This is a genomic window from Chrysiogenia bacterium, assembly GCA_020434085.1.
Lineage (GTDB): Bacteria > JAGRBM01 > JAGRBM01 > JAGRBM01 > JAGRBM01 > JAGRBM01.
On record JAGRBM010000305.1, the window covers coordinates 1 to 10,627 of the forward strand.

Annotated in this window: 14 protein-coding genes; 5 read left to right on the top strand and 9 right to left on the bottom strand. The window is 64.8% G+C overall.

Features of this window, described 5'->3' with window-relative positions:
* Together KDH09_10605 and KDH09_10610 are read left to right on the top strand one after the other, a co-directional pair.
* Nucleotides 1-245 (top strand): hypothetical protein (locus KDH09_10605; GenBank protein MCB0220135.1); only part of this gene is annotated, 245 nt, incomplete at its 5' end.
* A gap of 2 nt (nucleotides 246-247) precedes the next feature.
* Nucleotides 248-994, top strand: a complete 747-nt coding sequence (locus KDH09_10610; GenBank protein MCB0220136.1) for an SDR family oxidoreductase — start codon at nucleotides 248-250, stop codon at nucleotides 992-994.
* A 7-nt stretch (nucleotides 995-1,001) separates the two neighbouring features.
* Here KDH09_10610 and KDH09_10615 read toward each other — a convergent pair whose 3' ends face one another.
* From KDH09_10615 to KDH09_10625, 3 genes are read right to left on the bottom strand one after another with little or no spacing between them, the layout of a single operon-like run.
* Nucleotides 1,002-1,436: a cytochrome c gene (locus tag KDH09_10615; GenBank protein ID MCB0220137.1), complete on the bottom strand. Its 435-nt coding sequence runs from the start codon at nucleotides 1,434-1,436 to the stop codon at nucleotides 1,002-1,004.
* 13 nt (nucleotides 1,437-1,449) lie between these two features.
* Nucleotides 1,450-1,833, bottom strand: coding sequence for a cytochrome c (locus KDH09_10620; GenBank protein MCB0220138.1), 384 nt, complete (start codon nucleotides 1,831-1,833; stop codon nucleotides 1,450-1,452).
* 11 nt (nucleotides 1,834-1,844) lie between these two features.
* Nucleotides 1,845-2,702: a methyltransferase domain-containing protein gene (locus KDH09_10625; GenBank protein ID MCB0220139.1), complete on the bottom strand. Its 858-nt coding sequence runs from the start codon at nucleotides 2,700-2,702 to the stop codon at nucleotides 1,845-1,847.
* Nucleotides 2,703-2,821: 119 nt separating this feature from the next.
* Here KDH09_10625 and KDH09_10630 point away from each other — a divergent pair, with 119 nt between their 5' ends.
* From KDH09_10630 to KDH09_10640, 3 genes are all read left to right on the top strand, one after another.
* On the top strand, nucleotides 2,822-3,199 hold the full coding sequence (locus tag KDH09_10630; protein ID MCB0220140.1) for a response regulator: 378 nt from the start codon (nucleotides 2,822-2,824) through the stop codon (nucleotides 3,197-3,199).
* A complete protein-coding gene (locus KDH09_10635) occupies nucleotides 3,196-4,728 on the top strand; it encodes an AAA family ATPase (GenBank protein ID MCB0220141.1) in 1,533 nt (510 codons plus the stop codon). Before KDH09_10630 ends, KDH09_10635 begins: the two co-directional genes overlap by 4 nt.
* A 152-nt stretch (nucleotides 4,729-4,880) precedes the next feature.
* A complete protein-coding gene (locus KDH09_10640) occupies nucleotides 4,881-5,240 on the top strand; it encodes a PilZ domain-containing protein (protein MCB0220142.1) in 360 nt (119 codons plus the stop codon).
* An 89-nt stretch (nucleotides 5,241-5,329) separates the two neighbouring features.
* Here KDH09_10640 and KDH09_10645 read toward each other — a convergent pair whose 3' ends face one another.
* From KDH09_10645 to KDH09_10670, 6 genes are all read right to left on the bottom strand, one after another.
* On the bottom strand, nucleotides 5,330-6,409 hold the full coding sequence (locus tag KDH09_10645) for a hypothetical protein (GenBank protein MCB0220143.1): 1,080 nt from the start codon (nucleotides 6,407-6,409) through the stop codon (nucleotides 5,330-5,332).
* Nucleotides 6,410-6,515: 106 nt separating this feature from the next.
* Nucleotides 6,516-8,027 carry a leucyl aminopeptidase gene (locus KDH09_10650; GenBank protein ID MCB0220144.1) on the bottom strand — a complete coding sequence of 504 codons (1,512 nt, stop codon included), beginning with the start codon at nucleotides 8,025-8,027 and terminating at the stop codon, nucleotides 6,516-6,518.
* Entirely contained in the window at nucleotides 8,024-8,509 is a 486-nt protein-coding gene (locus KDH09_10655; GenBank protein MCB0220145.1) for a hypothetical protein, read from the bottom strand. The genes KDH09_10650 and KDH09_10655 overlap by 4 nt, the downstream gene beginning before the upstream one ends.
* A 104-nt stretch (nucleotides 8,510-8,613) precedes the next feature.
* Nucleotides 8,614-8,874, bottom strand: a complete 261-nt coding sequence (locus KDH09_10660) for a type II toxin-antitoxin system RelE/ParE family toxin (protein ID MCB0220146.1) — start codon at nucleotides 8,872-8,874, stop codon at nucleotides 8,614-8,616.
* 51 nt (nucleotides 8,875-8,925) lie between these two features.
* Nucleotides 8,926-9,168, bottom strand: a complete 243-nt coding sequence (locus KDH09_10665) for a type II toxin-antitoxin system ParD family antitoxin (GenBank protein ID MCB0220147.1) — start codon at nucleotides 9,166-9,168, stop codon at nucleotides 8,926-8,928.
* A gap of 142 nt (nucleotides 9,169-9,310) precedes the next feature.
* On the bottom strand, nucleotides 9,311-10,627 hold a 1,317-nt coding region (locus tag KDH09_10670), incomplete at its 5' end, for a sulfurtransferase TusA family protein (protein ID MCB0220148.1).

The following is a 10,627-nucleotide window of genomic DNA, read 5'->3' on the forward strand; positions in this document are numbered from 1 at the left end:
GCGAGCGGCTCGAGGAAATCTTTCCCGAGGCCTTTGGTGAGTATGTCGAGCTGCTCGCCCGGGTCCGCGCGCGCCAGCTCGAACAGGGCGAGCTCTCGGACGAAAACGCCGCGAAGTTCCGCGCGCTGGTTGCAGGTGAGCTCGAAGCCGCCGTGCTCGCGGGCGAGTGGGAGAAAGCAGAGCAGATTCTCGCCGCCGAGCTGGGAAGCGGTTTTTCGCTGAAGGATCTGGGACTCAAGGAGTAAGCATGGACTACGCGATCAAGAACAAAGTCATCCTCGTCACCGGCGCGGCCTCGGGCATCGGGCGCGAGACCGCACTGCTGCTGGCCGCCGAGGGCGCGCACATTGCCGCGTGTGATCTCAGCGAGGGCGGCGCGAGTGAGACGGTCAAACAGATCGAAACCGCCGGTGGCAAGGCGAAGGCCTGGGCCCTCGACGTGACCGACTTTCAGGCCTGCGCCGACACGGTCGAAGCGATCGCCAACGAAATGGGGCCGCTCTACGGGCTCTGCAACGTCGCGGGCGTCCTGAGCGACACGCCCTTTGGCGAGAGCACGCCCGAGGACTGGCAGATGGAACTCAACGTGTGCCTGCTGGGCACGATGAACATGTGCCGCGCCGCCATGAACGAGCTCGCCAAAACCGAGTATTCAAAGATCGTGAACATTGCCTCCGATGCAGGGCGCATCGGCGAAAAGACCATGGTCGCATACTCGGCGGCCAAGGGCGGCGTCATCGCCTTTACCAAGAGCATGGCCAAGCTGCTGGGCAAGAGCCGCGTGAACGTCAACGTGATCTGTCCGGGCACCACGCGCACGCCCATGACCGAGTTCGTCACCGACGAGATGGAAGCCAAGTGGGCCAGGCTCTACCCGCTGCGCCGCCTGGGACAGCCCCGCGACGTCGCCGCCGCCGTGGCGTTCTTCTGCTCACAAAACAGCAACTGGATCACCGGACAGGCGCTGCCCGTCAACGGCGGGTTTTCGATGTAAAAGGCCGTCAGTGCGGGAGGGTGCCCGGACGGGTACCGAACTCGCGGATGTACTGCACGAGGGCGTCGAGTTCTTCGGGGCGGAATTTTCCATCGAAGCCGCGCATGGGCTGGGGTCTGCCCGGCGGGGTGTCCGTGCCGCGCAGGATCTTGTCGCGAATCTGTTCGTCACTGAAGCGCGCGAGGAAGCCGCGCTGGGTCCAGTCGCCCGGCTGCGTCGGCAGCACCTGCGTGGCCGGCCCGTCACCGCCGCCAAGGGTGCCGTGACAGCTCGCGCAGTGCAGGCGGTAGAGCAGACGCGGGTTGATCTCCTGCAGTTCGTGCCGCGGCGTGACGACCGCCACGCGGCCGGCCCCCTCGCCCTCACGCACGCGCTTGCCCGCCGGCTGCTGATCGGCCTCGCCCTGGCACGCCCCGCCGAGCGCCAGCACGGCGGCCGCCATCAGAATTTTCCAGTTACTTCGCAAGGGTTTTGATGTGTCCGATCACCAGGTCGATCTCGCCCTCGCTGAGCGCGATGCCGAACCCGGGCATGAAAGGCGCACGGCCGATCGGTCTGTCTCCCAGAGAAATGATCTCCCGCATTCCTTCATCGGTGCGGGTTTCCATGAACGATGCGTCGGCGAAGCTGGTCGGCGGCACAGGATACATCTTCGCCATGGGACCGTCGCCGCGTCCGCTCTCGCCGTGACAGGCGGCGCAGCGTTCGAGATAGATGCGCGCGCCCTCGGCCTTTGCCGCTTCGGCGGCAGCGGCCCCATCGCCCTCCTGCGCGGGCGCGTAGGTCGCACCCGCCACCGTCAGGGCGAAGATCAGCAGAATTGCCGTAACTCGTTTCATTGCGCAAAAGCCTACGCCGTGCGCGAGGCGCGCGCAACAAAGATGCAGACCTGCCCGTGGCGCACCGCCTCGATCCATTCGAGCCGTGCACGGGTTGTGAGGTTTTCGAGTTCCTCGCGCGCAAAGAAATGCAGGCCCGTGAGCAGCTCGCTGCCCTGGGCGATCCAGCGGCCCCAGTCGCCCTCGCGCTCTTCGAGAGTCAGGCACGCGAAGCGCCCGCCGGGCTTGAGCGCGGCACCGATCTCAGCGATGACCTGGCCGGGGTTGCTGAACAGGTGGAGTGCCGCGCAGCAGGCCGCGCCGTCCCAGGAAGCCGTGCGAAGGGGGAGCCGGTGAACATCGGCGCGGATGAAGGAGACATTGTCCAGATTCTCGGCCCGGGCCTGCCTGGCCGCCTGCCGGAGCATCACCGCCGAGCGGTCGAAGCCCACGGCCATGCCGCCCTCGGCCTTAGGCCCGTGGGCCACCAGCCGGGCCCAGCGCCGGGTGTAGTTGCCGGTGCCGCAGGCCACGTCGGCCACGTTGTCGCCGATCTGGGGGCGCAGCATCCGGACCACCACGCGGGCCTCTTCTTCAAAGGCGCGCGGGGGCTGCACCATGCGCATGAGCGCCGGGCGCCAGTAACGCTCGTAGATCATGGGAATCGGCGCGGCCTCCATGAGCCGCTGGGCAAGGCCCGCCCCGGCGTCCTCGCCGCCCACGAAGTCGGCGATTCCGTCCTCAATGGGCCAGCGCGCCCCGCACCCCAGGCAGGTGAGCGCGCCTTCCATTACCTGCTCGCCCTTGCGCTTGCCGCCTGCCTCCAGGCTCAGCGGGCCCGGGTGGTCGCAGCGAATGCAGCGCAGCAGCTCTGTCACGGATGCCAGCATGGGGTTCCCCGATCGCAGGAAAGGCTAGCACCGCCGCCCGCCCCGTCAATCGCTCCCCCGGGGGAATCGACGCGGCGGAGTTGCCTTCGGCTTGGGGCTTTGTTACTTCCAGAGGCACCATGAAGAAGAAAATCCTGATCGCGGAGGACACACGGCTGATCGCCACGGCGATTTACGATCAGCTCTCGTCCGACTTTGAGGTCACGCTGTGCTTCGACGGCAAGCAGGCGGCCTCGCGCGCGCTCGAGGAGAGCTTCGATCTGATCGTCACCGACATCGTCATGCCGGAGATGGACGGGATCGAGCTGGCCCGCGTGCTGCGCAATCAGGAAGCGACCAAGGACATCCCAATCATCGCGCTTTCCACCAAGGCCGAGGACATGCTCAACGCTGAAACGCGACGCCAGTTCGCTGCTTATCTTGTCAAGCCCTTCGGGCTCGATGAACTTCCACGGATCGTTCACGATATTCTCGGCGGGGTCGGAGCGGCGCAATGACGCTCGAGGAGTTCTCCGGCGAACTCAGCGCCCAGCTCCGGGCGCACTACCCGCTCCTCTACGTTCTCACCAGCGAGGAAGAGAGACTCGAGCGTGTGCTGAGCGGCGTCGCCGGCGCAGCAAAGTGGCAGCTCGTTCGCTGGAACGGTGCGAGCGGGTTCGCGCCGCTTGCGCCCGCGAGCCTTCCCGACACGCTGGCGCAGACGAGCGACCCGGCCGGATGCCTGCGCGCCATCAATGGCGGGCCCGAGCGCACGGCCTATCTGCTCGAAGACTTCCACCTTGCGCTCAAGGATGCGGCCGTGTTGCGCCAGCTCAAGGAAGCGCTGCGCGCGCTGCCCCAGCGGTCCATCACGCTGATCATCTCCAGCCCTTCGCTGCACCTGCCCGAGGAACTGGCCAAGGACGTCGCCGTGTTGGAGCTGCCCTACCCCTCGCGCGAGGAGCTGGGCGCCATCATCGATCACGTCGTTGCATCGTTTCCCGAGGCGCACCGCCCGGAGCTCGCCCCTGCGCTGCGCGAGCGAATGCAGAACGCGGCGGCGGGGCTGACGGAAAATGAAGCCCGGCGGCTCTTCGCCAAGGCGCTGCTCATCAAGCGGCCCTTTACCGAGTCGGACCTGGGACTGCTGCTTCAGGAAAAGAAACAACTCATCCGCCAGAGCCAGCTTCTGGAATTTTTCGAGTCGGGCGAGGACATGAGTTCCATCGGCGGGCTCGACGAGCTCAAGAAGTGGCTACAAAGCCGTGAGCGCGCTTTCGGCGAGGAGGCCCGCGCCTACGGTCTTCCCCAGCCCAAGGGCCTGATGCTGCTGGGCGTGCAGGGTTGCGGTAAGTCGCTGACCTCGAAAGTGATCGCCAACCTGTGGAAGCTCCCGCTGCTGCGCCTGGATTTCGGCGCGGTCTTCAGCGCGGGAAGCGGCGGCCCGGACGAGAACCTGCGCCGCGCGCTGCGCATTGCCGAGTCGGTCTCGCCGGCGGTGCTCTGGGTCGACGAGATCGAAAAAGGGCTCGCCGGCCTGGATTCGGGAAGCGCCACCGCCGGGGAAACCTCGCGCGTGCTGGGCTCGTTCATCACGTGGATGCAGGAGAAGAAGCAGGCATCCTTCGTCGTCGCCACCGCGAACTCCATTGAGAACCTCCCGCCCGAGCTCCTGCGCAAGGGTCGCTTCGACGAGATTTTCTTCGTCGACCTGCCCAACGCCCATGAGCGCAAGACGATCTTCGAGATCCATCTGAAGAAGCGCGGGCGCGATCCCGGCGCTTTCGATTGCGAGGGGCTCGCTGCGCAGTGTGAGAAATTCTCCGGCGCGGAGATCGAAGAGAGCATCGTCTCGGCGATGTATGAAGCCTTTGCCGAAGACCGCGAGGTCAACGGCGAGGACGTCCACCAGGCCATCAAGGACACCGTGCCCCTGGCGGTGACGCAGGAAGAGCGCATCGAGGCCCTCAAGGACTGGGCCCGCAACCGGGCCCGCAGGGCCTCCCTGGATACCCGGATGCTCGACGTTTTTGGCGGACGCGCCTGAGCCCCCCCCATGACGCGCCGGGGCAAACCCGGCGGCTGCCCCGTTTGCCGATCTCCCGCCCAGTCGCTACCCTTCTTTATCAGTTGATCTGAACTTCAGCAGCATGCCGCAGGCATCGAAGGACCTTGGAGGTGAGGGACTTGAGCCGGTCCATGACCACGTCGGATTCGCAGCCCGCGCCCTACGCCGTAGAGCGCAAGCATCCACGCATCCCGCTTACCATCGAGATCCGCTGCAAGGGCTCGGGCCGTTCCGAGCGTTTCATTTCCCGCGATCTCTCACCCGGCGGGGTGTTTCTCTACACCACCCGCGTCTACCCGATCGACGCCACCGTGGACCTGAGCTTCTACGTTCCTTACCACCACGAGCAGATCACTGTTCGCGGCCGCGTTGCGCGCCACTCCCAGGACACGGTGAGCGGCATCGTCGACGGGATGGGGATCGAGTTCACCGAAGTCCCCGAAGACGCGCGCGAATCCATCGACCACTACATGCAGACCACGCGCAAGTAGGCTTTTTCCCGCAGCCACATCCGCTTGTCATCCCGAACGAAAAAGGCCCCGCATCGCGGGGCCTTTTTGTTTCCTGTTGCTGGAGAGGCTCAGACCTCTGAGAACATGTAGGGGTCGAAAACCTTGAGCTTTTCCTTGTAGGTCTCGGGATCGATGAACCACAGCGCCGCGGCGATGGAGCTCACCAGCGAGTTGCCGTCCTGCGGGGTGAAGCAGAAGCCGACGACTTCGCTCCCCTCGCTGGTGTGACGCACCGTCAGGGTCGGAACGCTCAGCACTGTCTGCGAGAGGATGCGGCCGAAGATGCCGTGGTCGCGACCGAAGCTGAACACGCTGTTGGTGCTGCGCTTGTCAGTCAGCGCAATGTGGTGGTTGCTCTCAAGCCGGTCGAGCACCGCCTTCTTGTCCACGTCTTCCTTCAGCTTGAGGCTGAAGTGGATGGCATGCATGTACTGGGTGTTGAGCTTGAGGGCCGAGCTGAACACGTTGGGCTTGATCCCCAGGGTGCCGAACAGGTGGTAGGCGTCGCGCGCGTGGTGCGTGCCGAACTGCTCGTCGCCGTGCTTGTCCGCCATGGGCGCGGGCACGAAGGAATCGTCCTGGGAGATGTCGCTGGAGCGGCGGATGCACAGAAAGCGCCCGTCGATCAGGTTGTCCGTCTTCTTGCCGCCGTGGTAGGCGATCGTGTTGATCAGCACCGAGATGTTGTGCGTGTTGCAGGAGACGACCTGGATGAACTTGTCTTCGCCGTGCTTGAGCGCCGAGTCGTTGATGCCCTTGGCGTACTGCTTGCCGAAGCCGAACTCCGAGCCCTGGGCGATGAAGCCCTTCACGTTGCCGCCGATGCTCGAATAGACGTCGTCCTTCATCTTGTTGCCCACCGGGGTGCAGTCGATGACCACGGCGGCGCGCTCGATGGCCTCGCGCGCTTCGAGCGAGGGTTTCATACCCAGCTTGATGAAGTCGTTGCGGCGATCCTCGTCCACGGCCAGGCGCGCACCCTTGTTCATCAGGGCCCGCACCTTGGAGCGATCGGTGGTCAGCGGGGTGCGCTTGTGGAAGCTCACCTCATCAACGCCCAGTTCCTTGCCGAAGCGGGCGAGCATGCCGATCAGGGGCTCGCCAATGGTGCCGGTGCCAACGACGTGTACAACAACGGGGTCGCTCATTTTCTGCCTCTTCTTATTCGTTGGTTTTGAGCCGGCGCGTGGACAGGGCCGCTCGCAGCAGCCTTGCCCCGCGTTTCATCCGACCTGAAGTCTCATGAAGTCCGGGTTATTCGATGCCGAGCAGGAAGTTGCCCAGAAGACGCACTCCGTAGCCCGTCGCGCCCTCGGGGTAGGACGCTGACGCGCTGTCTAACCAAGCCGGACCGGCGATGTCAAGGTGCGCCCAGGGGGTGTCCCCGACGGCCTCGTGCAGGAACAGCGCGGCGTGAATGGCGTCGCCGTAGCGCTCGCCAATGTTACGCAGATCGGCCACTTCCGATTCGAGCTCGGGGCGGTAGAGAATCTCCAGCGGCAGCGGCCACAGGCGCTCGCCGGCGATGTCGGAGGCCATGAGCACCGACTCGGCCAGGCCGTCGTCGTTGCAGAACAGGCCCGCCACCTGGGGGCCAAGGCCCACCATGCACGAGCCTGTCAGCGTGGCAAGGTCGATGATGCAGTCGGGCTCCAGGCTCCGGGCATAAGCCAGGGCATCGGCCAGAATGAGCCGTCCCTCGGCGTCGGTGTCGGCCACCTCGACGCTCTTTCCGCTCGCAGAGGGGAAGACGTCGCCGGGCTTGATCGCCTTGTTGGAGATCGAGTTCTCGGCCATCGGAATGATGCCGATGACCTTGCAGGCGGGCTTGATCTTCGTGCAGGCCAGCAGCGTGGCGATCACTGCGGCGGCGCCGCCCTTGTCGCCCTTCATGCCGACGATGCTCTCGGGATTGCGCTTGAGATCGATGCCGCCGGTATCAAAGGTAATCCCCTTGCCCACGAGCACGACCGTCTTGCTGGTGCGCTGCTCGGGCTTGTAGCTCAGCTTGACGACACGGGGCTCTTCGGCGCTGCCCTGCCCCACTGCCAGCAGCAGGTGCATGTCGTGGGCGGCGATGCGCTTTACCTTCCAGACCTCGGCCTGCACCCCGGCGGGACCGGCAAGCTTGGCGACTTCCTCGGCGAAGGTCGGCGGCGTGAGATCGGCGCCGGGCGCGTTGGTCAGGTCACGCGCCAGGTTGGCGCCGTCGGCAAGTGCCTGGGCGATGCCCGCAAGGCGCTGGAGTTCGTCGATCTCGCCCTGGACGATGATGACGACCTTCTCGACGGGCTTGGCTTCCTTGATGCGGCTTTCCGGCAGGTAGGTCGCGCACTGGTAACCACCGAGGACGAAGCCATCGATGATCGGGCCGATGGCCTCGGCCAGGTCTTCGCCGCCAAGCGCCGGCAACGCGGCCACAGCGGGGAATTCCCCGCCGCGCAGCTTGCGGGCGGCCTGCGCAAAGCCGCGTTCTACCGCGAGGCGGTCGAGCCGGTCGCGCTTGCCAAGGCCCACCAGCACCAGCGTGCCCGGCAGTCCGTCGGCGTTGCTCGTAACAATCTGCACCTGGCCGCGCTTGGCTTCGAAGCCGGCAGCCTGCACGAGCGCGGCGATCTTCGTCTCCGTCTCGGAGCCCTCGAGCGGGGCGATGAGGGCGGGCTTGCCGTCGTCACAGATTCCCACGAGAAGGACGGGCGCGGGCGCTTCGTCTTCGAGCGTGGCGGGGGATGAGAACTCCCATGCGATCTCCACCGGGTTAATCATGCGGCAAGGTGCTCCTTGGCAGTCTTTGAATTCTCTACGCGAGTCTCGCCCATGTAGGCGTCATATTCACTGAGGTGGCGGCGCATCATGGCGACGGTGGCCGCAAGGTCCACGCCGCGCGGGCAGGCCGTGGCGAACGAGGCGGGGTTCTCCCACCCGGCGAGAATCGCCCGGGCCGCCTTGTAATCGGGCATCGATCGCGAGAGACAGAGCGCCAGGTCCCGCGGGGTGGCCCGGCGGGGGTCGTAGCGCTGCTCGGAGCTGAAGAAGGGGTGCAGGCAGGCATCGCAGCCGATGCAGCGTTCCATCTTCGGCAGGCCCTCGCGCTCGGAGGCGGAAATCAACGTAATCCCGTCCCCGGCGTAGTTTTCGAGGAATTTTTCGAGTCCCGGGCGCCGATGGAAGGGCGAGAGCGCCTTCAAAAGGTGGATCGCATAGCGCCAACCCAGGAATATCAGGGCATTTATTCGTCGCCAGGACATGAAAAACGGACTTCCCCTCAGCCTTCTTACGGCTCGATAGTGCCCGTTGCCGCGGGTTTGGTCAACCGGGGCTCTTTGGCGTCAAAGAAGAGGGCAGGACGGGCCTACCACGATTCAATACCCTCGATATCCATACTTCCATGCAGGATCCGAACAATTTCCACACCATCGCTGAGTGACCGATAGAAGATGAGGTAGTTTCCTACGGGATGGCTTCGAAGGTTGAGATCCGCGAGTGCAGGTTCTTCGCGAGGCCGGTCCATCTGTGGATATTTTGCCAGCAACTCAAACTTTGCTCGAATGAGGTCGACAAATTCGTCGGCAGCACGGGGGTTCTCTCGCTCAATCCAGACGCCGATATTCACCAAATCCTCATTGGCTCGAGGACGAACGAGTATTCGGGCTCTCCGGGTCACTTACTTGCTGCGGGATTTGGCGCGGCGCTTGATGTCGGCACGAAGCTTCTTTGCATCAAACGGCTGGGGCTCTCCACTCTCTAGTCCCTGAAGCAGCGCACTTCGAAGCGCCAACGCCCGTTCCTCGCGGGCCTCCATCAACCGAAGTGCCTCGCGGATCACCTCGCTCGCCGACGTGTACCTGCCCGAAGCGACCTTCTCATTGATGAGTGCTTCGAGTTCGGGGGTCAGGGATACATTCATGGCACGAACCTCTCACGCTGCCACAACTATAACCAAAAATAGCAATATTCGCTACAACACGCCCCCAATCTCCAACAAGCAAAAGAGGGCGGCCCCGCCGGGCCGCCCTCGGGCTATCTGCAATCGGGCCGGATCCGGGCCCTCAGGCCTTCTTGATCAGAATCCGGTAGTGGTCGTTGTGGTCGCCCTCTTCGAGGACCTGGTGACCCTCGCCCGAGACCGAGCGCGGGACGTTGGTGGCGGGCTCTCCCTGGTCCACCCAGACTTCGAGCACTTCGCCGCCGTTCATCTGTTCCAGACGCAGCTTGGTCTTCACGAAATTCATCGGGCAGGCCACGCCGCGCAGGTCGTAGAGGTTCTCCTTGCCCTCGGTCACCGGGCGGCTCTCACCGCCCTTGGCCTGGGGCTTGGTTCCCAGCGCGCTGACCGTGCCGCCAGAATCGTTGGCGCGCTTGTGGATGTTGTGGCACTCGTCGACGAAGGCCAGCGCGTCGGCGACGTGCTTCTTCGCGTCGGCTTCGGCGCCGTGCGCGGCCGCTTCATTGACCAGGCGATCGGGCATGTCGCGGAAGGTGTCTTCCATCACCGAGGTGTCGATCACGTTGTAGATGAACTTGTGACCCACCTCGAAGCGGCGGCGGTCCTCGATGCCCACGGTATAGAGCAGCGCGCGGCAGGCGTGGTAGACCGATTCGTCGGCCGCCTCGGAGGCGCGCTGCCACTCGCCGGCCTTCATCGCTTCCTTGGCCTTGAAGCTGAAGTGATCGGCCTCGTTGAAGATCTCCGTGACGGTGTCGATCATGGCGCCGGCGCACTCGCCCACGCCACGGTCCGCCAGCGAGAAGGGCTCGGCGTGTTCCCAGTCGAGGTATTTGTCACGGTCGGATGCGAAGGTACCGATTTCCGTGAACGGGGTGAGTTTCTCGCGCCACCAGCCCTTTTCGTAACCGGTCGCCCATTCCTTGAAGCTCTGGCCGTCCTTGCGCTCGGAGGCGAAGGTCTCGACGATCCACTTCACGGCCTCGGGCGCGCGCTTGGTCGGCAGCTTGATGACGCTCTGTCCGAGGCTCGCGGTGCCCTGACCCCAGCCGCCGCCGATGAGAACGTCGACGTGGGGAACGAGGCGACCGTGAACCTTCTTCGAGTTGCCGTAGAAACCCAGCGCCGCGATGTGGTGCTGACCGCAGGAGTTCGGGCAACCCGAGATCTTGATGTCCATGCCCTCGAGGTATTTCTCCGGCATGGTGTCGAGAACGTCGCCGATCGCCTTGCCAAGACCCTGGGAGGAAGTGATGCCCAGGTTGCAGGTGTCCGTGCCCGGGCAGGCCATGACGTTACGCAGACGCAGCGCGCCGGGATTGGCCATGCCGATGGCCTTGAGCCCTGCGTGCAGGTCCTTGAGGTCCTTGGTCTTGACGCCGCGAATGAGCAGGTTCTGGTCCTGCGTCACGCGGATGGA